Source organism: Thiomonas islandica (genome assembly GCF_055383445.1).
On sequence record NZ_AP042391.1, the window covers coordinates 946605 to 971500 of the forward strand.

A 24896-nucleotide genomic window follows, 5' to 3' on the forward strand; every position below is an offset into this window, starting at 1 on the left:
GGATTCCGGGGAGCCTGTGAACCAGGCGCTCGCACCCATCTGGAGTCCATATGGCAAAGAAAATCGTCGGCTTTATCAAGCTGCAAGTCCCGGCTGGTAAAGCCAATCCTTCGCCGCCGATCGGCCCGGCACTCGGTCAGCGCGGCCTCAACATCATGGAGTTCTGCAAGGCGTTCAACGCGCAGACCCAGGGTGTCGAGCCCGGTCTGGCGCTGCCGGTGGTGATCACCGCCTACGCGGACAAGTCGTTCACCTTCGTCATCAAGACCCCGCCGGCCGGTGTACTGATCAAGAAGGCGCTCAAGCTCGAAAAGGGTTCGGCCAAGCCGCTGACCGACAAGGTGGGCAAGATCACCCGCGCGCAGCTCGAGGAGATCGCCAACACCAAGATGAAGGACCTGACCGCCGCCGATCTGGACGCGGCGGTTCGCACCATCGCGGGGACGGCCCGCTCGATGGGCGTGACCGTGGAGGGCGTGTAAATGGCCAAGATGTCCAAACGTTATGCAGCCTTGCGCGCCAAGGTCGATTCCAACAAGCTCTACGCGCTCGATGATGCGCTGGCCTTGGTCAAGGAATGCGCGGTGGCCAAATTCGACGAGTCGATCGATGTGGCCGTGAGCCTGGGTGTGGATACCCGCAAGTCCGACCAGGTCGTGCGCGGCTCGGTGGTGCTGCCTGCCGGGACTGGCAAGGTCAAGCGCGTGGCGGTGTTCGCGCAGGGCGCCAAGGCCGAGGAGGCCAAGGCCGCCGGCGCCGATATCGTCGGCTTCGACGACCTGGCCGAGCAGATCAAGGCCGGCAATCTCAATTTTGATGTGGTCATCGCCTCCCCCGACGCGATGCGCGTGGTTGGTACCCTGGGTCAGATTCTCGGCCCGCGCGGCCTGATGCCCAACCCCAAGGTCGGCACGGTCACTCCCGATGTGGCTACCGCGGTGAAGAACGCCAAAGCCGGCCAGGTGCAGTTCCGTGCGGACAAGGCGGGTATCGTGCACGGCACGATCGGCCGAGCCTCGTTCGGTGCCGATGCCCTGCGCAGCAATCTCACCGCACTGATCGACGCGCTGCAAAAGGCGCGTCCGCAGGCGGCCAAAGGGGTCTATTTGAAAAAGGTGGCGCTGTCGTCAACCATGGGCGTGGGCGTGCGCGTCGATACCGCCACGGTGAATGCGGCGGTGGCTGGGCAGTGATGTTTGAACCCGCCAAGGCGCAAGCCACGGCGGACAGGAATTGGTGGGCCGGGGCGATGCTTGCGTCGCCCCGGGCGATCCAAGACCGCAGGCGCGAGGCGCTCGCCCCGCTTAATTCGGCATCCGCATGCGGAGCCAGGCCTGCGCAGATGGCGAACCCGCTGGACGAGAGAATGGGCAAGGTGCGAACCCGGCCCGTGGTCACTCCAGAGGACGCTTGTACAGGCGCCCTGCACCAACCGGTGCAAGGCAATTTCTTCAGGAGTCAATCTTGAGTCTCAACCGCTCTGAAAAGCAAGCCTCAGTCGAGGAAATCTCGGCGCTGGCGGCCAAGGCCCAGTCCTTGGTGCTGGCCGAGTACCGCGGCATTGCAGTCGAGCAGATGACCAAGCTGCGCAAGCAGGCTCGCGAAAACGGGGTGCACCTGCGGGTGTTCAAGAACACCCTGGCGCGACGCGCCGTCAAGGGCACGCCGTGCGAGCCGATTGCCGCAGACATGACCGGGCCGCTGATCTACGGATTTTCCGAAGATGCCGTGGCCGCGGCGCGGGTCATCCACGACTTTGCCAAGACCAACGACAAGCTGGTGATCCGCTCCGGCATGGTCAACGGCAAGCCACTCGATCCTGCTGGCGTCAAAGACCTCGCCAGCATCCCGCCGCGCGACGTGCTGCTGGCGCGTCTGCTGGGGGTCATGAAGGCGCCGGTGTCCGGCTTTGCCGTGGCACTGGGTCAACTGGCGAAAAAACGCGAAGAGCAAGCCGCGGCCTAACCGGGCTGCAGCCTCCCCCCCTTTCATCCAAACCATTCTCTCGGAGTCAACACATGGCGATTTCTCAACAAGACATTCTCGATGCGGTCGGCAACATGACCGTCATGGAACTCAACGACCTGGTCAAGGCGTTCGAAGAAAAATTCGGCGTGTCCGCCGCGGCGATGGCCGTGGCTGCCCCGGGCGCGGGCGGTGCCGCAGCCGCTCCGGCCGAGGAGCAGACCGAATTCACCGTAATGCTGCTCGAAGCCGGTGCCAACAAGGTCAGCGTGATCAAGGCGGTGCGCGAGCTCACCGGCCTGGGCCTGAAGGAGGCCAAGGACCTGGTCGATGGCGCGCCCAAGGCGGTCAAGGAAGGCATTGCCAAGGCGGACGCCGAAGCCGCCAAGAAGAAGCTCGAGGAAGCTGGCGCCAAGGCCGAAATCAAGTAAGCCCCTGGCGTTGCGCGGGCCCGGAAAGTCGAATCGGCTTTCCGGGCTTTCGCGCTTTCTGCCGGTTCGTGCCGGCAGAGCGGTTGCCCCATGGTCTGGGTGATTCCCGGGCCATGCGACAACTGATTTTGTCCCTGTGGAGCGGAGCGTATCCATGTCCTACTCGTTCACTGAGAAAAAGCGCATTCGGAAGAGTTTTGGCAGCCGCCAGAGCGTCCTGGATGTTCCCTATCTGCTGGCTACGCAGATCAACTCTTACGAGGCCTTTCTGCAGAAAGATCTCCCGCCCGCGCAACGCAAGGACGAAGGTCTGGAGGCGGCGTTTCGCGCCATTTTCCCCATCGTGTCGCACAACCAGAACGTGCGCATGGAATACCACGGCTACACCTTGGCCAAGCCGGTGTTCGACGTGCGCGAGTGCCAGCAGCGCGGGCTGACCTATGCCAGCGCGTTGCGCGCCAAGGTGCGGCTAATCGTCATGGACCGCGAGGCGGCCAAGCCCACGGTCAAGGAAGTGAAGGAGCAGGAGGTCTACATGGGCGAGATTCCGCTCATGACCGACAAGGGCTCGTTCATCATCAACGGCACAGAACGGGTGATCGTCAGCCAGCTGCACCGCTCGCCCGGCGTGTTCTTCGAGCACGACAAGGGCAAGACCCACAGCTCGGGCAAGCTGCTGTTCTCCGCGCGCATCATTCCTTACCGCGGCTCGTGGCTGGACTTTGAATTCGACGCCAAGGACATCCTGTATTTCCGTGTCGACCGTCGCCGCAAGATGCCGGTGACCATTCTGCTCAAGGCCCTTGGACTGAATCCCGAGCAGATCCTCGCGCATTTCTTCGCCTTCGACCACATGCAGCTGATGGACGACGGCGCGCTGCTCGAATTCGTGCCGGATCACTTCAAGGGCGAGGTCGCACGCTTTGACATCGTCGACAAGAACGGCAAAGTGGTGGTTGCCAAGGACAAGCGCATCAACAGCCGCCACTTGCGCGAGCTCGAGCAAAGCGGCACGCAGCGCCTGTCGGTTCCCGAGGACTTTCTCATCGGCAAGGTGCTGGCGAAGAACCTGGTGTCGCCGGATACCGGCGAGATTGTCGCCAGGGCCAACGACGAGCTGACCGAGCCGCTGCTGAAAAAAATCCGCGAAGCCGGCATCCAGCAGATCCAGACCCTCTATGTCAACGACCTCGATCAGGGTGCGTTCATCTCGCAAACCCTGCGCATCGACGAAGTGGCCGACCAGCTCGCCGCGAAGGTGGCGATCTACCGCATGATGCGCCCCGGCGAGCCGCCGACCGAGGATGCGGTCGAGGCGCTGTTCAACCGCCTGTTCTTCGACCCCGATGCCTACGACCTGTCACGCGTAGGTCGCATGAAGTTCAACCGCCGCCTCGGCCGCGAGGAGGTCGAGGGCGACATGGTGCTGTCGCACGAGGACATCATGGCGGTGATCAAGACCCTGGTCGATCTGCGCAATGGCCGCGGCGAGGTCGATGACATCGATCACCTGGGCAACCGCCGCGTTCGCTGCGTCGGCGAACTGGCGGAAAACCAGTTCCGTGCGGGGCTGGCGCGGATCGAGCGCGCGGTCAAGGAGCGCCTGGGCCAGGCCGAGACCGAAAATCTGATGCCGCACGACTTCATCAACTCCAAGCCCATTTCCGCGGCGATCAAGGAGTTTTTCGGCTCGAGCCAGCTGTCGCAGTTCATGGATCAGACCAACCCGCTGTCGGAAATCACGCACAAACGGCGGGTGTCGGCGCTCGGTCCCGGCGGTCTGACCCGCGAGCGCGCCGGCTTCGAGGTGCGCGACGTGCATCCCACCCACTACGGCCGCGTCTGCCCGATCGAAACGCCGGAAGGGCCGAACATCGGCCTGATCAACTCGCTTGCGCTGTTCGCACGGCTCAATGAATACGGCTTCATCGAGACGCCGTATCGCCGCGTGATCGACCGCAAGGTGACTGACCAGATCGACTACCTGTCGGCGATCGAGGAAGGCAAGTTCGTCATCGCGCAGGCCAATGCCGGCATGGACGAAAACGGGATGCTCAACGACGAGCTGGTGTCGGCGCGTGCGGCGGGCGAGTCCATCATGGTCTCGCCCGAGCGCGTACAGTACATGGACGTCTCACCCAGCCAGATCGTCTCGGTGGCCGCCTCGCTCGTGCCCTTCCTCGAGCACGACGACGCCAACCGCGCGCTGATGGGCGCGAACATGCAGCGCCAGGCGGTGCCGGTGCTGCGCCCGGAAAAGCCGCTGGTCGGCACCGGGGTCGAGCGTGTGACCGCGGTCGACTCGGGCACCGTGGTCACCGCGCTGCGCGGTGGTGTGGTCGATTATGTCGACAGCGCCCGCATCGTGGTGCGGGTCAATGACGATGAAACCCAGGCCGGTGAGGTCGGGGTGGACATCTACAACCTCATCAAGTACCAACGCTCCAACCAGAACACCAACATCCACCAGCGTCCGCTGGTCAAGCGTGGCGACCGGCTGGCCAAGGGTGACGTCATCGCCGACGGTGCCTCCACCGATCTGGGCGAGCTGGCGCTGGGACAGAATATGCTGGTGGCCTTCATGCCGTGGAACGGCTACAACTATGAAGACTCCATCCTGTTGTCCGAGCGCGTGGTGGCCGAAGACCGCTTCACCTCGATCCACATCGAGGAGCTGAGTGTGCCGGCCCGCGACACCAAGCTGGGCGCAGAAGAAATCACCCGCGACATTCCCAATCTGTCCGAACACCAGCTCGCGCGGCTGGACGAGTCGGGCATCATCTATGTCGGCGCCGAGGTCGAGGCGGGCGACGTGCTGGTCGGCAAGGTCACGCCCAAGGGCGAAACCCAGCTCACGCCGGAAGAGAAGCTGCTGCGCGCGATCTTCGGCGAGAAGGCCTCCGACGTAAAGGACACCTCGCTGCGCGTGCCCTCGGGCATGTACGGCACCGTGATCGACGTGCAGGTCTTCACCCGTGAAGGCATCCCGCGCGACAAACGGGCGCAGCAGATCATCGACGACGAACTCAAGCGCTACCGCCTGGACCTGAGCGACCAGATGCGCATCGTCGAGGCTGACACCTTCGATCGTCTGGCCAAGCTGCTCACCGGCAAGACCGCCAACGGTGGCCCGAACAAGCTGGCCAAGGGCGCGACCATCACCGCCGACTATCTGAACGAGATCGAACGCTATCACTGGTTCGACATCCGTCCGGCCGACGAGGCGTTGGCGCAGCAGATGGAACAGCTCAAGGACTCACTGGAAAAGCGCCGCCACGCCTTCGACCTGATGTTCGAGGAAAAGCGCCGCAAGCTCACGCAGGGCGACGAACTGCCCACCGGTGTGCTCAAGATGGTCAAGGTCTACCTGGCGGTCAAGCGCCGGCTGCAGCCCGGTGACAAGATGGCCGGCCGCCACGGCAACAAGGGTGTGGTGTCCAAAATCGTTCCGGTCGAGGACATGCCGCACATGCCCGACGGCACCCCGGTGGACATCGTGCTCAATCCGTTGGGCGTGCCCTCGCGGATGAATATCGGGCAGATTCTCGAAACTCACCTCGGCTGGGCTTCGGTGGGCATCGGCAAGCGTATCGACGACATGCTGCAGGCGCATGCCAAGGCGGCTGAGCTGCGCAAGTTTCTGGGCACGCTGTACAACTTCAGCGGCAAGCAGGAGAAGCTCGACGCGCTCAGCGACGCCGAGATCCTGGAGCTGGCCAATAATCTCAAGGCCGGCCTGCCGATTGCCAGCCCGGTATTCGACGGCGCCAGCGAGGCCGAGATCGGCCAGATGCTCGATCTGGCCTACCCGGACGACATCGCGCAGAAACTGCAACTCACTGCATCGAAAAAACAGGTCACGCTCATCGACGGCCGCACCGGCGAAGCGTTCGAGCGTCCGGTGACCGTGGGCATCATGCACATGCTCAAGCTGCACCACCTGGTCGACGACAAGATGCACGCCCGTTCCACCGGCCCGTACTCGCTGGTCACCCAGCAACCGCTGGGTGGTAAGGCGCAGTTCGGTGGCCAGCGCTTTGGCGAGATGGAAGTCTGGGCGCTCGAGGCCTATGGTGCGTCTTACGTGCTGCAAGAAATGCTCACCGTCAAGTCCGATGACACCCAGGGGCGCACCAAGATGTACGAGAACATCGTCAAGGGCGACCACATCATCGAGGCCGGGATGCCCGAGTCGTTCAACGTGCTGATCAAGGAAATCCGTTCCCTGGGTCTGGACATCGAACTCGAACGCAATTGATCGATGCCGTGCCGGGCGCCCTGGGCGCACCCGGCGGGCAACTGAAGGAGTGAAAGCATGAAAGCGCTACTCGACCTGTTCAAGCAGTTTCACCAGGATGAGCATTTCGACGCCATCCGCATCGGCCTGGCGTCGCCGGAAAAGATCCGTTCCTGGTCGTTCGGTGAGGTGAAAAAACCCGAGACTATCAACTACCGCACGTTCAAGCCTGAGCGCGACGGCCTGTTCTGCGCCAAGATTTTCGGCCCGATCAAGGACTACGAGTGCCTGTGCGGCAAATACAAGCGCCTGAAGCATCGCGGCGTGATCTGCGAGAAATGCGGGGTCGAAGTCACGCAGAGCAAGGTGCGCCGCGAGCGCATGGGGCACATCGAGATGGCCAGCCCGGTGGCGCACATCTGGTTCCTCAAGAGCCTGCCGTCCCGCCTGGGCATCGTGCTCGACATGGCACTGCGCGACATCGAGCGGGTGCTGTATTTCGAAGCCTATGTGGTCGTCGATCCGGGCATGACCCCTCTAAAGGCCGGGCAGGTGCTCTCCGAAGAAGAGTACGCCACCAGGCGCAGCGAGTTCGGCGACGAATTCGTCGCGCAGATGGGTGCCGAGGGTATCCATGCGCTGCTGCACAACATGGATCTTGACCTGGAGATCGAGAAGCTGCGCGGCGACATGACCGGCTCGGACACCAAGGTGAAAAAAAACGTCAAGCGGCTCAAGGTGCTGCAGGCGTTCAAGGACTCGGGCACCAAGCCTGAATGGATGATCATGACCGTGCTGCCGGTGCTGCCGCCCGATCTGCGGCCGCTGGTGCCCCTGGACGGTGGGCGCTTTGCCACCTCGGACCTCAACGACCTGTACCGCCGGGTGATCAACCGCAACAACCGCCTGCGCCGCCTGCTCGAGCTCTCGGCGCCGGAAATCATCGTGCGCAACGAAAAGCGCATGCTGCAGGAGGCCGTGGACTCGCTGCTCGACAACGGGCGCCGCGGCAAGGCGATGGTCGGGCAGAACAAGCGTCCGCTTAAATCGCTGGCCGACATGATCAAGGGCAAGAGTGGGCGCTTCCGCCAGAATCTGCTCGGCAAGCGCGTGGACTACTCGGGCCGCTCGGTCATCACCGTGGGCCCGACCCTCAAGCTGCATCAGTGCGGCCTGCCCAAGCTGATGGCGCTCGAACTGTTCAAGCCCTTCATCTTCCACAAACTCGAAACCATGGGCGTGGCCACCACCATCAAGGCGGCCAAGAAGGAAGTCGAGGCGCAGACGCCGATCGTCTGGGACATTCTCGAAGAGGTCATCCGCGAGCATCCGGTGCTGCTCAACCGCGCGCCAACGCTGCACCGCCTGGGCATCCAGGCGTTCGAGCCGCTGCTGATCGAAGGCAAGGCCATTCAGCTGCATCCGCTGGTGTGCGCGGCGTTCAACGCCGACTTCGACGGTGACCAGATGGCGGTGCACGTGCCGCTGTCGCTCGAGGCGCAGATCGAGGCGCGCGCGCTGATGCTGGCGTCGAACAATATCCTGTTTCCGGCCAACGGCGAGCCGTCGATCGTGCCATCGCAGGACATGGTGCTCGGGCTGTATTACGCCACGCGCGAGCGCATCAACGGCAAGGGCGAGGGCATTGTGTTTGCCGACGTGGCCGAGGTGCAGCGCGCGCTCGACGCCAAGGAAGTGGAAATCACCAGCCGCATCAGCGTGCGCCTGACCGAGTATGAGAAGGACAAGGCCACCGCAAGCCTCACGCCCAAGACCACGCTGGTCGAGACTACCGTGGGCCGTGCGCTGCTGTCGGAAATCCTGCCCAAGGGTCTGCCGTTCAGCCTGATGAACAAGGCGCTGAAGAAAAAAGAAATCTCCCGCCTGATCAATGCCTCGTTCCGGCGTTGCGGCCTGCGCGAAACCGCGATCTTCGCCGACAAGCTGCTGCAGGCGGGCTTCTCACTGGCGACCAAGGCCGGCATCTCGATCAGCATCGACGACATGCTGATCCCCGAGGAGAAGTACAAGGTTATTTCGCGTGCGGAAAAAGAGGTCAAAGAGATCGAGCAGCAATACGCCTCCGGCCTGGTGACGCAGGGCGAGCGCTACAACAAGGTGGTCGATATCTGGGGTCGCGCCGGTGACGAAGTCGGTAAGGCGCTGATGAACCACCTGTCCAACCAGACGGTCAAGGACCGGCACGGCAACGAGGTGCGGCAGGAATCGTTCAACTCCATCTACATGATGGCCGACTCGGGCGCACGCGGTTCTGCGGCGCAGATCCGCCAGCTCGCCGGCATGCGCGGCCTCATGGCCAAGCCCGACGGCTCGATCATCGAGACGCCCATCACCGCGAACTTCCGCGAAGGGCTGAACGTGCTGCAGTACTTCATCTCCACGCACGGCGCGCGCAAGGGGCTGGCCGACACGGCGCTCAAGACCGCCAACTCCGGCTATCTGACCCGCCGCCTTGTGGATGTGACGCAGGATCTGGTGGTCACCGAGCACGACTGCGGCACGGCCAACGGCAGCAATATGCGTGCGCTGGTCGAAGGCGGTGAAGTCATCGAATCGCTGCGCGACCGCGTGCTCGGTCGAGTGGCCGCGGTGGACGTGGTCAACCCGGAAACGCAGGAGGTCATCGTCCCCGCTGGCGAGATGCTCGACGAGGATGCGCTCGACCTGGTCGAAGCCGCCGGCATCGACGAAATCAAGGTGCGCACCGCGCTGACCTGCGAAACCCGCTACGGCATCTGTGCCAAGTGCTACGGCCGCGACCTGGGCCGCGGTACCCTGGTGACCAACGGCGAGGCGGTTGGCGTGATCGCCGCGCAGTCCATCGGCGAGCCCGGCACCCAGCTGACCATGCGCACCTTCCACATCGGTGGCGCCGCGTCGCGTGCGGCGGTCGCCTCCAGCGTGGAAGCCAAGAGCGCCGGCACGGTGCGATTCACCGCCACCATGCGCTACGTCACCAACACCAAGGGCGAGCAGGTGGTCATCTCCCGTTCGGGCGAAGTGCTGGTCACCGACGACCACGGCCGCGAGCGCGAACGCCACAAAGTCCCGTACGGTGCCACCCTGTTCGTCAAGGACGGCATGGTCATCAAGGCCGGCACCCTGGTGGCCAACTGGGATCCGCTGACCCGGCCAATCATCACCGAATATGCCGGGCGGGTGAAATTCGAGAATGTCGAAGAAGGCGTGACCGTGGCCAAGCAGGTCGACGAGGTCACCGGCCTGTCCACCCTCGTGGTCATCGACCCCAAGCGTCGCGGTTCCGCCAAGGTGGTGCGCCCGCAGGTCAAGCTGCTCAACGAGCAGGGGCATGAGGTCAAGATTCCCGGTACAGATCATGCCGTGACCATTGGCTTTACCGTGGGCGCGCTGATCCAGGTGCGCGACGGTCAGGACGTCGGCCCGGGAGAGGTGCTCGCGCGCATCCCGATGGAAGGCCAGAAGACCCGAGACATCACCGGCGGTCTACCGCGTGTGGCCGAACTGTTCGAGGCCCGCTCGCCCAAGGATGCCGGCATGCTGGCCGAAACCACCGGCACCGTGTCCTTCGGCAAGGAAACCAAGGGCAAGGTGCGCCTGATCATCACCGACCTCGACGGCAACTCGAGCGAATTCCTCATCCCGAAGGAGAAAAACATCCTGGTGCACGAAGGCCAGGTCGTCAACAAGGGCGAACTCATCGTCGACGGCCCCGCAGAGCCGCAGGATATCCTGCGGCTGCTCGGCGTGGAAGCGCTGGCCCGCTACATCGTCGACGAGGTCCAGGACGTCTACCGTCTGCAGGGCGTCAAGATCAACGACAAGCACATCGAAGTGATCGTGCGCCAGATGCTGCGCCGGGTGGAAATCAAAGATCCGGGTGACAGCGACTACATCGCTGGCGAACAGGTCGAGCGCTCACAGGTGCTGGCCCGCAACGACGAACTCCTGCGCGAAGGCAAGATGCCCGCCACCTTCAACAACCTGCTGCTGGGCATCACCAAGGCCAGCCTGTCCACCGATAGCTTCATCTCCGCCGCGTCCTTCCAGGAAACTACGCGTGTGCTGACCGAAGCGGCCATCATGGGCAAGCGTGACGCCCTGCGCGGCCTGAAGGAAAACGTCATCGTCGGTCGTTTGATCCCGGCGGGCACTGGCTTGGCGTTCCACCAGGCACGCAAAGCCAAGGACGCGATGGACCAGGCTGACCGCGCCGCGCAGGCAGCAGCCGAACTGCAGGCGCTCGAGGACAGTACCCTGCACTCGACCGAGTCCGACAGCGCGCCGGACGCATGAAGCGCAGCGACCCGGCAACTTCCATGCCAGGTCGCTTGCGCGGACTGCGATTTTCAAATATGATTGATTGCTTCCGACGCGGGGTGGAGCAGCTCGGTAGCTCGTCGGGCTCATAACCCGAAGGTCACAGGTTCAAATCCTGTCCCCGCAACCAACAGATTCAAGCACTTAGCCCAGCTTTTTAGCTGGGCTTTTTGCTTTTTCGACCCGTGCATAGCCACGCTTTTAAGACGCAGTGTCCCAACAGTGTCCCAACTGGGACACGTTGGGACTGCGTGTATGTCCCTTCTCTGTCCCACAAGCCCATGAGGTAATCATGGTGAACTTCTATTTTGATGGGCGGCGAGATCTAACTGCGGATTTCAAGCAAACCAAGACAAGTTCGTCGAGCAAAGCTCTTGGGTTTCTTTCCCCCCAGGGGGGCGTGCTCTGCCTTTTTGTCTTCGCCGTCGCCCAAAGCGACGGCATGTGCGCTGTCGGTTGTCACTGTCGGGCTACGGCCCTCATCGCATTCTCAACGGTTCCCTTGGCATAGGCCCGCGCTCTTGCGCTGTCCCCCCGTTTGCCTCTCGATAGGGCGTGTTGCGCTATCGCCTCCACGATTCGCTCTGGCGGCCATCCAGCCCGCAAGCGATGACATGCAAAGGCAAACTCACGTCGGCTGGCATCATCACCGCCAGCCGACACGGCACATGCCGTCGCTTTGGGCGACGGCACAGAAAGCTGCCGTGAGGAATGTGAGTGCACACCGCCCCCCCTTGGGGGGATAGAAGAACTGACAGGAAGCGGGGCGTTCTCGTCGGTGGTGTCGCGTGTCAAATTGGTCCAGGCTGGCGGCTTACCTGGCTTCGTCTGGCAAAAGCCGACCATCCGACCCCATCGTGGTTCAGAGACGGCGTACGGGTCGGCACCATACTGGCGGGCCAGATCCCTGTTGACCTCAACCCGTTGATCGGGAGACAACGCGGTGTCGAGCAACACCCACGCCTGGTAGTTGTGGTCGGCCGAGGTTTGCACGAGCACTGCCGGCAACTTGCTGGCCAGTCGTGTGGCCTCTGCCTGCGACAGGTCGTCTAGAAAGCCCCATCTGTGCTCGGAGTCTGCTGGGCGGATCCAAATATTGGCCCTCGTTTGCACGGTTGGAGTCGCGTCGTGCCAATACTGTGGCAATTTCACGGGGCCGGTGTTCATGGCGCCGGCCCACTTCAACGCCGATTCCAGGTCGGCCAGCGACCCGAGTATGCGTCCGAAGGGTCGCGGCGCAAACGGCACCTTCCCGTTGGTGTTGTAAAAGCCCGCCGCGAATTCAAGTTGGCGGCAATGTGCCAACAGTGTGGAGACGAACTTTTGCGCCTGAACCAGCCGGTGGGACATGGCGTGAACCTCCCTGGAAATGCGTTCGCCGGGTGTACCCCCCTGTCGACACGAATAACAGGCCATTGGCGGCGATCTTGTTGGCGCCGATGCAATTCTGAACCACCGTGCCGACGCAATTGTGAGCCAGGGGTGGAAGCCGGTTTGTTGTTGCCCGGCTGTGAATCAGTGTAGAGGTTTGCCTTGGTCGTGGTCTCCTTCGTTGGTGGGTTGATGCCGAGAGGGAAGCTGCGCAGGGCGTCGCCCGGAGCGGCTTCCCTCTCGGCTGCGTCAGTCACTTGGCATTGCTGTCTGCGCGGCCTTGCGAGCCTGTTCGCGCGCCTTGATCCGAGTCTTGGCCTCAGCGGTGCTGCGCAGGAAGCGGATCGAGTCGTTGCCGGTTTCGACGATGTGGCAGTGGTGGGTCAACCGGTCGAGTAACGCCGTCGTCATCTTCGCGTCGCCGAACACGCTGGACCATTCGGCGAAGTCCAGATTGGTCGTGATCATCACGCTGGTGTGCTCATAGAGCTTGCTCAGCAGATGGAACAGTAGCGCGCCGCCAGCCTGGCTAAACGGCAGGTAGCCCAGTTCATCGAGGATCACCAGATCCAGCCGCAGCAAGCTGGCAGCGATGCGTCCAGCCTTGCCCTGAGCCTTCTCCTGCTCCAGTGCATTGACCAGGTCGACGGTTGAATAAAAGCGCACACGCTTGCCATGCTGCGTGATGGCGGACACGCCAATGGCTGTGGCCAGATGCGTCTTCCCCGTGCCCGGGCCGCCCACCAGGACCGCATTGTGGGCGGCCTCGGTGAACGTGGTCTCGGCAAGCAGCGCGATGAGCTTGCGGTCGATTGGTGAGACGTCGAAGTCGAAACCGGCCAAGTCCCGGTGCATCGGGAACTTCGCCGTATGCATCTGGTAGTTCACAGAGCGCATGGCGCGATCGGTCACCTCGGCCTGCAGCAGGTGTTCGAGTAGCCAGCGGCTGCTGGCGGCTTCCGAACGGTCTCCTTGCTCGGTCAGGTCGGCCCACGCTCCAGCCATGCCATGCAGCCGCAACTGCCTGAGTTCCACAGCGAGGTCACGCATGGTCCGCTCCCTCGTCGCAGGTCCGCAGGGCGTCATATCGCGCGGTATTGGCGATGGGCACGATGTTGACCTGCAGTGTCGTGGCCGCGTTCTGTGGCACGACCGTGGGCGTCAGTCGGCCCAGCACGTTGATCACATGTTCCACGCTGACGCGCCCCGATGGCGGCGCGTTCTCCAGGGCCAACTCCGCAGCGACGAGCACAGCGTCCAGTCCAGCGGTGGGCACAATCGCCAGCACTTGCGCCATGATGCGGTCGCCCCCTGCCGTGCGGAGAAGGCTGCGCCGCAAGCGCTGCAGTGGCTCGGGCATGTCGGCGAAGGGTGCCCCATTGCGCAGGGCGCCCGGCTTTCTCTGCACCAGCGGCACGTAGTGCTGCCAGTCGTAGCGGGTCTCACCCGCATTGCTCAGCCGCGCATGGCGCGCGACCTCCTTGTCGTCGGCAACGATCACCACCTGGCCGGGATACAGCCGCGTGCTGACGATCTGCCCGGCCCACTCGCTGGGCACCGAGTAGCGGTTGCGCGCCACCGACACGAGGCAGGTGCTGGACACGCGCGCGGGCTTCTCCACATAGCCGTCGAATGACATCGTCATTGGCAGCAGGTGCGGACGTTCGAGGTCGAGCATCTCGGCCACCGTGAACTGGTCGTGCTCGGGATGTCGCACCTCATCCCACAGCGCCCGGCAGCGATCGCCCAGCCACGCGTTGAGCTCGGCAAAGCTACCGAATCGCTCCTTGGCGGCTTGAATCCAGATGCGCCTGCGGCTGTCCTGCACGTTCTTCTCAACGACCCCCTTCTCCCAGCCAGAGGCCACGTTGCAGAAGTCCGGGTCATAGAGGTAGTGTGCGCACATCACAGCGAACCGCGCGTTGACCACCCGACCCTTGCCCTTGCGGACCTTGTCCACGGCGGTCTTCATGTTGTCGTAGATGCCGCGCCGAGCCACGCCACCCAGCGCCGCAAAGCAGCGTGTGTGCGCATCGAACAGCATCTCGTGACCCTGGCTCGGGTAGGCCACCAGCCAGAAGGCACGGCTGGCACATAGCTTCATGTGGGCCACCTGCACCCGGTAGTAGATCCCGCCGACCACCAGCCCCTCTTCGCTCCAGTCAAACTGGAATGCCTCACCCAACTCAAAGCGCAGCGGAACGAACGCCTTGCCGCCGGACTCTTGGCCGGCGGCTCGCCGCCATGCACGAATGAAGTCCGTCACGCGGCTGTAGCTCCCCGTGTAACCCGCCGCCTTGATCTCGGCGAACAACGCCTGCGCCGTGCGCCGCTCCTGCGGCGGCCGCCTCGCATCCACTTTGAGGGCCAGCTTGATGCTGTCCTCAAACGGCGTGAGCTTGCACGCCTGCGCCGTGCGCTGATACTTCGGTGGCTCTGGCACCTCGCCGTGCAACCACTTGCGCACGGTGTTGCGCGATAGGCCCGTCTTGCGCGCAATCTCGCGCTCGCTGAGATGGTCCCGGCGGTGTAGTCGCCGAATCTTGCCGATCATGTCCATGGTGATCATTCCTGCTGTCCCCCACCGCACAGAAATGCAGCAGGGTAGGTCGAACACCTGGTTCAGTTTTCGGTCGGCACAACCCTCAAAAGTGGCTCAATTTTCGGTCGGTAACAACAGGCCAAGGCGCCGCCAGCGGCCTGACCGATCTCAGCCCCGAGCAGCTCGCCTTGTTCGACCAGCTTCAACTCGACGTCCCCACCAAAGACCCCTTCGACATCGCCCCGTAGTGCCAATTTCGACTGCCGAAACATAGGCGAATCAATGACTTACGCAAAAATATGTCGAACTCGAGTGGCCGAGACGGCAGCCCTGCTGGTGCTGTCAAAAAAAGTTGCGGTGATCTTCCACAAGGGCGAGGACGCATGATTGGCCTCGAAGATCGCCAAGCCCTGGCCCATGACATTGATACGGCCCACAGTGCCGGAGCACGGCTGCAGCCGGCCTGCGAGATGGTCGGCATCGATGTGCGCACCCTGCAGCGCTGGAAGGCCCAGGATGGTCTCACGGCGGGCGATGGCAGGCCGCAGGCGCAGCGCCCCACACCAAGCCACGCCCTGAGCCCGGCCGAGCGCGCTGCGCTGCTCGCAGTGGCCAACGCGCCGCGTTTCGCCTCGGTGCCACCGGCGCGCATCGTGCCGATGCTGGCAGACGAGGGAATCTATCTGGCCAGTGAGTCAACCTTCGCCCGTGTGCTGCGTGCGCAGGGTCAGAACGCCCGTCGGGGCCGGGCCAAGCCGCCCAAGGCCACACGCCCACCCACCACCCACATCGCGACGGCCCCTGGCCAGGTCTGGTGCTGGGACATGACCTACCTGCCAGCCAACGTGCTGGGCCGTTGGTTCTATTTGTATCTGATCCTGGATCTGTACAGCCGCAAGATCGTGGGTTGGGAACTGCACGACAGTGACGATTCCACGCATGCCGCGCATCGGGTGCGCCGCACCGCGCTGGCCGAGGGCATCGCCACCCTGGAGACCAAGCCCGTGCTCCACGGCGACAACGGCTCCACCCTGAAGGCCACGACGGTGCTGGCCATGCTGCAGTGGCTGGGGGTGAAGCCGTCGTACTCGCGGCCTCGCGTCAGCGATGACAATGCCTACGCCGAGGCGCTGTTCCGAACGGCCAAGTACCGGCCCGAGTTCCCTGTCAAGGGCTTCGCCAGCTTGGACGAGGCAAGATCCTGGGCGGCTGGATTCGTGCATTGGTACAACGTCGATCACCGCCACAGCGGCATTCGCTACGTCAGCCCGCAACAGCGCCATGCTGGTGAGGATCGCGCCATTCTGGCTGCGCGACATGACCTCTACCTCCAGGCCCAGCAGCGCCACCCGGCACGCTGGTCCGGCAACACACGGAACTGGTCGCCCATCGGGGTGGTAACCCTCAATCCAGAGCGCGACACCGTGGTCAACGCGACTGCCAGCGCTCAACAGACTCAGCAAAAAACTGCGTGACTCAGGCGACAACTACCTTGACGCGCGCCGGAGGACTTTGTCCGTCGCGTCAATCACAAACCACTCATGCGTCACTTCGGCCGGTTTGGCGCTGAAGGTTTTCATGGATGTGGGTTCATTCACTAAGGTTGTGGCGCTTTTATCCTGCTCGGATGCTGCGGCAGGCTCTCTCACATGGCCTTCGGGTCTCGCTGAAGCACGATCCATGCAGCACTGGCTGATTCCGGAGAGGGCGGATTCTGCGGGTCGTGCGGCATGGCCCTGGGACCATGGCTCCGGCGGCCGAAAAAACCGGAACTGCGCATTCTAAGCTGGAAACCGAGGCCGAGTTCTGAATGGGCTTCAAATACGCGCTCAGGCCTTCATCGATGCGATGCCGTTGCAGGCATCCAGCAGGGCGATGCGTGGGCGGAAGCTGCGCGCGGTGGCATCGACCATCGGGCTGTAGGTGCAGATGATGAGCAGGTCGCCTACGGCGGCATGGCGCGCGGCCGAGCCATTCAAGGTGATGTTGCCGCTGCCCGCCGGCTCGGCAATGGCGTAGGTGCTCAGGCGCGCGCCATTGGTCACGTTGTAAATCTCGATTTGCTCGCCGGCAATGATGTCGCAGGCATCCAGCAGTCGCTGGTCGATGCCGCAAGAGCCTTCGTAATGCAGATCGGCGCCGGTGAGTGTGGCCCGGTGAATTTTGGCGCGCAGCATCACCCGGGTGGGCGTGGCGCTTGAGGCTGTGGAGTCAGGCATGTCGGCGGGTGGGTAAAGTTGCTGCGGCAAGCCGGCATCGTAGAACGCTCTAAAACTCGCGCTCCGCCATCACCCAGGTTGACCACTGCGGTTGCGAACGGTCTTGCTGAATCGATGCCTGCTCCCCGACTGCCAGCAGCCAAACGGTGGAGGCGTGATAAGCGATCTGCGGCATCACCGAGCCCTCCATGCCGCGCCGGCCGTCATCCAAGGTCAACTGGTTGTCCATCTCCACCTCCAACTGGGCGGCGTAAGCCGTGTTGATGGATCTGCCCAGGCTGGTGTTGACAAACCAGCCGCTGGTGATGCCGGCGCCCACGCGCTGGGTGTAGCCCGCTTCGCCCTGGGTGAACCAGGGATACCAGAGCTGCGCCCACATGACTTGTGCCGAAACGGCGTTGCCCTGACCCGGCAGCACGGAGGGGCGTGGATCGGCCCAATACTGCCCTTCAACCTCGAACGTGAGCAGCGTGGCCTTGCCCTGGCTCATATTGCACTCGTGTAGCGCCGCCAACTTGAGCCCGGCCGCTGCGGGGCCGAAGGCTGAAGGGGCGCTTCCAACAGGCGTGTTCGCGGTGTAGGCCGGCAAATCGAGTTCCATCCCGACGCGATCGCTCAGCTTCGTTTCGACCTCGGGCGCTAGCGTCAGGGAGCCTGGATGCCCGTTGCTGACCTGGGAGAACAGATAGCCGGCATTTTCCAGCCAAGGCTCCTCAATGCCGATGGCTTTGGTGATGTAGTCGTCCACATCACAGTTCCACTGCTGCGCGGATGCCGGCTGAGCGCAGCCCAAGCCGAGCAGTGTGAAAAGAAAAATGCCGCCAAAACGCCGAATGTGCATGGAACCGACCCCAGAAAATAGGAATCATTCTTGTTGCTATTGCTGGCGGCGTCAACCCCCAGCCTTGTCCAACGTGGAATGAGCCTGAACGAAGTGCGTCATTCCACTGAGGGATGAGCCTGAACGTGGGTTGGGGTCTGCGTTTCAAGCGGGTTGATCATCTCCAGGATGGTGATCAACATGGACGACACGCGACTGACCACAATCGCGCAACTCGAGCAATTTCTCAGCGCCAATGCACAAGTCGAGTTTTCACCGCATGGCGACGATGCGCAGCGCTACGCCCACATCAGTCGGGTTCTGCGGCGGTTTGACGACCCCGGTCGCACCAAGCGCGAACGCGGGGTCGTGCTGGCCTATTTGCGCCACACCAGCGGCTACAGCCGCGCGCAACTCACGCGCCTGGTGCGCCGGTGGCAGGCCAACCGCCTGGCCGCACAGCCGCTGGTCAAGCGTTACGGCGCCCCGGCAGCCCCCTTCGCCCGCAAGTTCACGCCCGGCGATGTCACGCTGCTGGTGGAGATGGATCGCGCCCATGAGGATGTCTGCGGCCCGGCCATCGCGCACCTGCTGCATCGGGCTTACCACGTCTATGGCGACGCGCGCTATGCCCGCTTGGCGACGCTGTCGGTCTCGCACCTGTACAACCTGCGCAAGAGCGCGGGCTACCGCGCCCAGCGCCTGCATCTCACCAAGACCCGCCCGGTGAACAACCCCATTGGCACGCGGCGCGCACCGCAACCCCAGGGGCGCGCGGGCTTTGTGCGCATCGATACCGTGCACCAGGGCGACCTGGACGGCATCAAGGGGGTGTATCACATCACCTGCGTGGACGCAGTCAGCCAATGGCAGGTGCAGGCGTGCGTGCAGGGCATCAGCGAGGCGTACCTGTTGCCCGTGCTGGCCCTGGTCATCGCCCAGTTCCCCTTCGAGATCGCAGGCTTTCATTCGGACAACGGCTCGGAATACATCAACGCCCGCGTGGCCAAGATGCTGGAGAAGCTGCGCATTGAGCAGACCAAGTCCCGCTCCCGCCACAGCAACGATAACGCGCTGGCCGAGAGCAAGAACGCCAGCGTGGTGCGCAAGCACATGGGGTACAGCCACATCCCGCAGCAGCATGCCCAGATCATCAATGCCTTCTACCAAACGGTCTTCAACCCTTGGCTCAATGGGCATCGCCCGTGCTTGTTCGCCACCGAGATCACGAGCCCCAAGGGCAAGATCGTCAAGCGCTACGCCCACGCCGATGTGAAGACGCCCCTGGCTTGCCTGGCGCAGCTCAGTGCGCAGGGCTTGGTGCGTTTCAAGGCGGGCGTCACGCTGGAGGCTTTGCAGGCTCAGGCGGCTGCGCAAACCGATTTGGCCGCCGCTCAGGCCATGCAGAAGGCCAAGGCGGCGCTCTTTGCCCGGTTCAACACGCCCCGGCAACAGGCCTGACAGGAGGCCGCTCTGCGCCGCAGGGAGCGGGTCCATCCCAACCCACTCAGATCCCTGCGGGAAGGACGGCGCAGGTCGGCAGCGCTTGCAGCAAGACTGGAGGGGGGCCTCCGGCGGCCTGGCAGGGGCCTTCCAATGAAACGATCCAAGCCTCAACCCAACCCTCTTTACACTGCCCCTTTCAACCTCGATCAACCCGACTTCAAAGAACCCAACTCATCCCGGCTTCAGGCTCATACCTGAATTGGAAAATACTCCCCCCTGCGTCAGAATAGTTGTCGCCTCGATAGAACAATCCCAGGGGCGGCGATGAAAGACGGACATGGCACGATACGGACAGGCATTCAAGGACAGGGCGGTTGCGAGGTTGCTGCCGCCGGAGAGCGCAGCGCTGGAGGCTGTGGCGCGGGAAGTTGGCATTGGAGCGGGAACCCTGGGGCGCTGGCGCGAGGATGCGCAGTCCAGGCCCGCCCGAGGGCGGGCCTGGACTGCCGGCGCCCGGCTTGAGGCGGTCATCGCCACGGCGGCACTGAACGAGGCGGGCATGAGCGCCTGGTGCCGCGAACACGGCGTGTACCCGACCGAGCTGAGCCAGTGGCGGGCGAGTTGCACCGCCGCGCTGACCAACCCCGAGGACGCACGCGCCAGCCCCCAGGCCACGCGTGCCTCGGTCAAGCGCATCAAGGAGCTCGAGCGCGACCTGCTACGCAAGGACCGGGCTCTGGCCGAGACGGCAGCCCTGCTGGTGCTGTCAAAAAAAGTTGCGGTGATCTTCCACAAGGGCGAGGACGCATGATTGGCCTCGAAGATCGCCAAGCCCTGGCCCATGACATTGATACGGCCCACAGTGCCGGAGCACGGCTGCAGCCGGCCTGCGAGATGGTCGGCATCGATGTGCGCACCCTGCAGCGCTGGAAGGCCCAGGATGGTCTCACGGCGGGCGATGGCAGGCCGCAGGCGCAGCGCCCCACACCAAGCCACGCCCTGAGCCCGGCCGAGCGCGCTGCGCTGCTCGCAGTGGCCAACGCGCCGCGTTTCGCCTCGGTGCCACCGGCGCGCATCGTGCCGATGCTGGCAGACGAGGGAATCTATCTGGCCAGTGAGTCAACCTTCGCCCGTGTGCTGCGTGCGCAGGGTCAGAACGCCCGTCGGGGCCGGGCCAAGCCGCCCAAGGCCACACGCCCACCCACCACCCACATCGCGACGGCCCCTGGCCAGGTCTGGTGCTGGGACATGACCTACCTGCCAGCCAACGTGCTGGGCCGTTGGTTCTATTTGTATCTGATCCTGGATCTGTACAGCCGCAAGATCGTGGGTTGGGAACTGCACGACAGTGACGATTCCACGCATGCCGCGCATCGGGTGCGCCGCACCGCGCTGGCCGAGGGCATCGCCACCCTGGAGACCAAGCCCGTGCTCCACGGCGACAACGGCTCCACCCTGAAGGCCACGACGGTGCTGGCCATGCTGCAGTGGCTGGGGGTGAAGCCGTCGTACTCGCGGCCTCGCGTCAGCGATGACAATGCCTACGCCGAGGCGCTGTTCCGAACGGCCAAGTACCGGCCCGAGTTCCCTGTCAAGGGCTTCGCCAGCTTGGACGAGGCAAGATCCTGGGCGGCTGGATTCGTGCATTGGTACAACGTCGATCACCGCCACAGCGGCATTCGCTACGTCAGCCCGCAACAGCGCCATGCTGGTGAGGATCGCGCCATTCTGGCTGCGCGACATGACCTCTACCTCCAGGCCCAGCAGCGCCACCCGGCACGCTGGTCCGGCAACACACGGAACTGGTCGCCCATCGGGGTGGTAACCCTCAATCCAGAGCGCGACACCGTGGTCAACGCGACTGCCAGCGCTCAACAGACTCAGCAAAAAACTGCGTGACTCAGGCGACAACTACCTTGACGCGCGCCGGATGACAAGTCACCCTAACTTCTGGGCCAGCTTTGCTGCGTCCATATGTGTGTATCGCGTGAGCATCGAAAGGCTCTTGTGTCCTGTCATTGAAGCAACCTCCATGGTGCCTAAACCCTTCTCGAATAATCTTGAAGTCGCTTCATGGCGCAGGTCATGGAAGCGCAGATCGGTGAAAAATGGATCGGATTCCTCAATACGCTTGTACAGCGCTAAAGTGGCTGGCAGAGGCTCGCGCTTGTGATACACGAGAGCACGGACCTGTGCTTCGCCGTCCACCCCCTGTGCTATGAGTTCGTCACGAACCCGGCCCAGGATGTAATTCCTGCGAGCCTGTGCGCGGTGTCGTTTCCAGACGGACGAAAAACCGTCGCCAGTCTTCCAGGGGAACACGTTTCCGTCGCTGCGTCTTGGCAGGTCGGCCAAGGTTGCAACGGCCAAAGACGACAGCGCGACAGTACGCGACTCGCCGTTTTTGCTGGTTGGCAGATGTGCGGTGCGACGCTCCAAATCGACGTGCTTCCAGCGGAGGTTTACAAGCTCCCCCCTGCGCATCGACGTCTCTATGGCAAGGATGATGAATGCCAGCAGATCGGGGCGCTTGGCATGCAAGGCTTCGTACTCGCCGGGCCGTAAGCGCCGGTCGCGGGCATCAGAACGCTTGGGTTTGCGTACCAATCGGCATGGGTTGCCCCCTGGCAAATCAATGCTGAGGTCCTTTGCCATGTACGTGAACAGGGCGGAAAGGCTGGTGAGGTGATGGCCCACGGTCGTGTTGCTTAGGCCTAATTTCAATAAGTCATCGCACCATCTCGAAATCTCTAGTCCACGGATGTTCGCGATGTAAAACGCTCCGAACCGCTCGCGGATCCGTGCGAGGTGGCCTCGGACCGTTGCCTGACTGCGCAACTGCGGCAATCGGTCACTCTCGTACCGTTCCAACACGTCGGCGATGGTTGTGCGCACTGCATCTTGTCTCAAGACCGCGATATTGCCGCGCTGGTGCTCTCGCTCAATCTCCCGAGCCCATGTCTCTGCGTCGGCTTTCAGGTCGAACGTACGGCTGATCGTAGGCGCACCTTTCTTTCGAACCTTGGCTTGCCAGACGCGCTTGCCATCCGCGCCGATTCGCTCCGAGATTGTTGCCATGTTCGTCCCTCAAGTGTCCCGCTACTGTCCTAAATGGCCAAGACAATAGTGGAGAACATAGCATTCATGGGGTCTGCGTGGCAAATTGGATTCGGGCTCATAACCCGAAGGTCGCAGGTTCAAATCCTGCCCCCGCAACCAAAATTTTCTCAATCAAGCCAAGCACTCAGCGGTGCTTGGCTTTTTTGTGCCCCCAGCATGGGCGCCCTCTTGAGGGTGCAAGTCCCTCCGCGAGCTGACCACAGCGAGCGAAGCCAAGCGCAACTGCGCAAGGGTGACCGACCGTGGGGAGTTGGAAGGCATATTTCCAGCTGGCGCAGACACCGAAGGTGTTTCGCTCTCTGGACGAATGGCTGCGACGAAGGTTGCGCGCGCTGCAATTGAAACAGTGGCGGCGTGGCACCACCCTGTTGCGTGAGTTGCGCGCTCTCGGTGCAAGCAAGGATCTGGCTGCGAAAATCGCCGGCCACGGCCGGCACTGGTGGCGTGCCAGCCGGTCGGAAATACATCGTGTGCTGAACAACGCATCCTTCGAGCGGCTCGGCGTGCCACGCCTGTCATCACCCTGAATCCGTGACCTCGATCTCCACAGGTCGGTACTGGATGCCAATGGCATGACCGGGGCCACCGACTGAAAAACCAAAGACCGAGTAAAACCCGCCGCAGGTGATTTTTAGTCGTGCAGGCTCCTTGCTCCATGCCAAATCTGGATAGGGGCTAATGGACCATCTGGGATGATTTCTCATGCTGAAGCGCGAAGGGTCGAACGGGCCGTCCAGCGCGCACACCATCGCCGACCTGCGCCCGCCACGGGCTTGACGCAGATCATCCCCACACCACAAATCGTCCACCCGGAGCGGCCCTCACTTGCCAGTGGCGGGCTGGCGCACTAGCCTGCGTCGCATCAGCAAACTGCACCCTCTGTGATCTGCCATGCAGGATTCCATGCAAGCACCAGCCCTTGCGGATGCCGCACTGCTGCGCCCGGTGCGGCTGGGGATCGACACCCACCACGAGCCGGTGGTGGTGCTGCGCGCCGACTCTCCGGTGTGCCGGGCCGAGGGGTTCGAGGCGCATGCGCGGGTCGAGGTCATCGCCCCGCAGCGCAGCATCATCGCCACGCTGAACATTCTGGTGACCGGATCGCTGCTGCAGCCCGACGAGGTGGGGCTGTCGGAATCGGCCTGGCGGCGGCTTGCGCCGGCCGAGGGCGAGCGGCTGCAGTTTCGTTACGCCCCGCCCAGCGACAGCATGAGCCATGTGCGGGCGAAGATCTACGGCCAGCACCTGAGCGAAAGCCAGCTCGACGCCATCATTGCCGACGTGGTCGCAGGGCGGCTGTCGAATGTGGAGATCAGCGCCTTTTTGGTGGCCTGCGCGGGCGGGCGAATGAGCGCGGCCGAGGTCACTGCGTTGACCCGGGCGATGGTACAGCGCGGCCGGCGTCTGAGCTGGGCGCATCCGGTGGTGGTGGACAAGCACTGCATCGGCGGCCTGCCGGGCAACCGCACCACGCCCATCGTCGTGCCCATCGTCGCCAGCCTGGGGCTGGTCATGCCCAAGACCAGTTCGCGCGCGATCACCTCGCCCGCGGGCACCGCTGACACGGTGGAGACCATCACCCGGGTCGATCTCAGCCTGGATGCGATGCGCCGCGTGGTCGACGCCGAGGGTGGCTGCATGACCTGGGGCGGGGCGATGAACATGAGCCCGGCCGACGATCTGCTCATCCGTGTCGAGCGCACGCTCGATCTGGACAGTGAAGGCCAGCTGGTTGCCTCGGTGCTGTCGAAAAAGCTCGCTGCCGGGTCCACCCATGTGGTGATCGACATCCCCACCGGGCCGACCGCCAAGGTGCGCAGCCAGGCCGAGGCGCAGTCGTTGTTGCATGCGCTGCAGCGCACCGCGCACGCCATCGGCCTGAAGCTGCACGGCCTAATCAGCGACGGCAGCCAGCCGGTGGGCCGGGGTGTTGGGCCGGCGCTGGAGGCGCACGATGTGCTCGCGGTGCTGCAGAACCAGCCGCACGCGCCCGACGACCTGCGCCAGCGCGCTCTGCAGGTGGCTGCCGCGGTGGTCGAGCTGGGCGGTCTGGCCGCCGGGCAGGCGGCGTTCGATCTGGTCGCATCCGCCCTAGCCGACGGCCGCGCGTGGAGCAAGTTCCAGGCAATCTGCCGCGCGCAGGGCGGGTTGCGCGAGCCGGGCCGCGCGCCCTACGCCCATCCCATCGCTGCGGAGCGGGATGGGCGTGTGGCGCGCATCGACAACCGCCTGTTGGCGCGCGCGGCCAAGCTGGCCGGGGCGCCGCATGCCAAGACCGCCGGGCTGTGGCTGGGCGCGCATGTGGGCGAGCGGGTCGAGCGCGGCGCGCCGCTGTTCGTGCTGCATGCCGAGTCGCAGGGCGAGTTGGCGTATGCGCTCGACTTTGTCGCGCGCCATCCCCCGATCATTCACCTTGAGGATTGAG

The 24896-nt window shown here is 63.6% G+C and carries 15 protein-coding genes, 2 tRNA genes and 3 pseudogenes; 13 read left to right on the forward strand and 7 right to left on the reverse strand.

Going from position 1 to position 24896, the window contains the following annotated elements; all coding sequences use genetic code 11:
• The first annotated feature begins 50 nt into the window (after positions 1-50).
• The 7 genes from rplK (at position 51) to ACZ47F_RS04595 (ending at position 11083) form a co-directional block, all read left to right on the forward strand.
• The gene (gene rplK, locus ACZ47F_RS04565) at positions 51-482 is read left to right on the forward strand and encodes a 50S ribosomal protein L11 (RefSeq protein WP_464926110.1); all 432 of its coding nucleotides are present in this window, start codon (positions 51-53) and stop codon (positions 480-482) included.
• Complete coding sequence (gene rplA, locus ACZ47F_RS04570; RefSeq protein WP_464926111.1) at positions 483-1193, forward strand: 50S ribosomal protein L1; 711 nt, start codon at positions 483-485, stop codon at positions 1191-1193.
• Positions 1194-1464: 271 nt separating this feature from the next.
• Positions 1465-1965, forward strand: coding sequence for a 50S ribosomal protein L10 (gene rplJ / locus ACZ47F_RS04575; protein WP_464926112.1), 501 nt, complete (start codon positions 1465-1467; stop codon positions 1963-1965).
• Positions 1966-2018: 53 nt separating this feature from the next.
• The gene (gene rplL / locus ACZ47F_RS04580; protein WP_464926113.1) at positions 2019-2396 is read left to right on the forward strand and encodes a 50S ribosomal protein L7/L12; all 378 of its coding nucleotides are present in this window, start codon (positions 2019-2021) and stop codon (positions 2394-2396) included.
• Between the two features lie 154 nt (positions 2397-2550).
• Positions 2551-6654: a DNA-directed RNA polymerase subunit beta gene (gene rpoB, locus ACZ47F_RS04585; protein ID WP_464926114.1), complete on the forward strand. Its 4104-nt coding sequence runs from the start codon at positions 2551-2553 to the stop codon at positions 6652-6654.
• 57 nt (positions 6655-6711) lie between these two features.
• Positions 6712-10929: a DNA-directed RNA polymerase subunit beta' gene (gene rpoC / locus ACZ47F_RS04590; protein ID WP_464926115.1), complete on the forward strand. Its 4218-nt coding sequence runs from the start codon at positions 6712-6714 to the stop codon at positions 10927-10929.
• Positions 10930-11006: 77 nt separating this feature from the next.
• Positions 11007-11083: transfer RNA gene (locus ACZ47F_RS04595), tRNA-Met, on the forward strand.
• Between the two features lie 329 nt (positions 11084-11412).
• On the opposite strand, the gene ACZ47F_RS04600 is transcribed toward ACZ47F_RS04595, so the two are convergent.
• The 3 genes from ACZ47F_RS04600 to istA form a co-directional block, all read right to left on the reverse strand.
• A complete protein-coding gene (locus ACZ47F_RS04600) occupies positions 11413-12303 on the reverse strand; it encodes a DNA-primase RepB domain-containing protein (RefSeq protein WP_464926116.1) in 891 nt (296 codons plus the stop codon).
• Between the two features lie 270 nt (positions 12304-12573).
• Entirely contained in the window at positions 12574-13374 is an 801-nt protein-coding gene (gene istB, locus ACZ47F_RS04605; RefSeq protein ID WP_464924246.1) for an IS21-like element helper ATPase IstB, read from the reverse strand.
• Entirely contained in the window at positions 13367-14884 is a 1518-nt protein-coding gene (gene istA / locus ACZ47F_RS04610) for an IS21 family transposase (protein ID WP_464926573.1), read from the reverse strand. The genes istB and istA overlap by 8 nt, the downstream gene beginning before the upstream one ends.
• A gap of 198 nt (positions 14885-15082) precedes the next feature.
• On the opposite strand from istA, the pseudogene ACZ47F_RS04615 reads away from it, so the two are divergent.
• Positions 15083-16341: pseudogene (locus ACZ47F_RS04615) on the forward strand (IS3 family transposase); the annotation flags it as partial.
• A gap of 18 nt (positions 16342-16359) precedes the next feature.
• On the opposite strand, the pseudogene ACZ47F_RS04620 reads toward ACZ47F_RS04615, so the two are convergent.
• From ACZ47F_RS04620 to ACZ47F_RS04630, 3 genes and pseudogenes are all read right to left on the reverse strand, one after another.
• A pseudogene (locus ACZ47F_RS04620) lies at positions 16360-16446 on the reverse strand (50S ribosomal protein L13); the annotation flags it as partial.
• Positions 16447-16695: 249 nt separating this feature from the next.
• On the reverse strand, positions 16696-17043 hold the full coding sequence (panD, locus tag ACZ47F_RS04625; protein WP_464926574.1) for an aspartate 1-decarboxylase: 348 nt from the start codon (positions 17041-17043) through the stop codon (positions 16696-16698).
• A gap of 91 nt (positions 17044-17134) precedes the next feature.
• Positions 17135-17833: a hypothetical protein gene (locus ACZ47F_RS04630; protein ID WP_464926117.1), complete on the reverse strand. Its 699-nt coding sequence runs from the start codon at positions 17831-17833 to the stop codon at positions 17135-17137.
• Between the two features lie 273 nt (positions 17834-18106).
• Between ACZ47F_RS04630 and ACZ47F_RS04635 the strand changes: the two genes are divergently transcribed.
• Positions 18107-19366 carry an integrase catalytic domain-containing protein gene (locus ACZ47F_RS04635; RefSeq protein WP_464926118.1) on the forward strand — a complete coding sequence of 420 codons (1260 nt, stop codon included), beginning with the start codon at positions 18107-18109 and terminating at the stop codon, positions 19364-19366.
• Between the two features lie 322 nt (positions 19367-19688).
• A pseudogene (locus ACZ47F_RS04640) lies at positions 19689-21250 on the forward strand (IS3 family transposase).
• A 39-nt stretch (positions 21251-21289) separates the two neighbouring features.
• On the opposite strand, the gene ACZ47F_RS04645 reads toward ACZ47F_RS04640, so the two are convergent.
• Positions 21290-22429 carry a tyrosine-type recombinase/integrase gene (locus ACZ47F_RS04645; protein ID WP_464926119.1) on the reverse strand — a complete coding sequence of 380 codons (1140 nt, stop codon included), beginning with the start codon at positions 22427-22429 and terminating at the stop codon, positions 21290-21292.
• Positions 22430-22494: 65 nt separating this feature from the next.
• On the opposite strand from ACZ47F_RS04645, the gene ACZ47F_RS04650 reads away from it, so the two are divergent.
• The 3 genes from ACZ47F_RS04650 (at position 22495) to ACZ47F_RS04660 (ending at position 24895) form a co-directional block, all read left to right on the forward strand.
• A tRNA-Met gene (locus tag ACZ47F_RS04650) sits at positions 22495-22570 on the forward strand.
• Between the two features lie 188 nt (positions 22571-22758).
• The gene (locus tag ACZ47F_RS04655; RefSeq protein ID WP_464926575.1) at positions 22759-22998 is read left to right on the forward strand and encodes a hypothetical protein; all 240 of its coding nucleotides are present in this window, start codon (positions 22759-22761) and stop codon (positions 22996-22998) included.
• 376 nt (positions 22999-23374) lie between these two features.
• Complete coding sequence (locus ACZ47F_RS04660) at positions 23375-24895, forward strand: thymidine phosphorylase family protein (protein ID WP_464926120.1); 1521 nt, start codon at positions 23375-23377, stop codon at positions 24893-24895.
• Position 24896 lies beyond the last annotated feature (1 nt).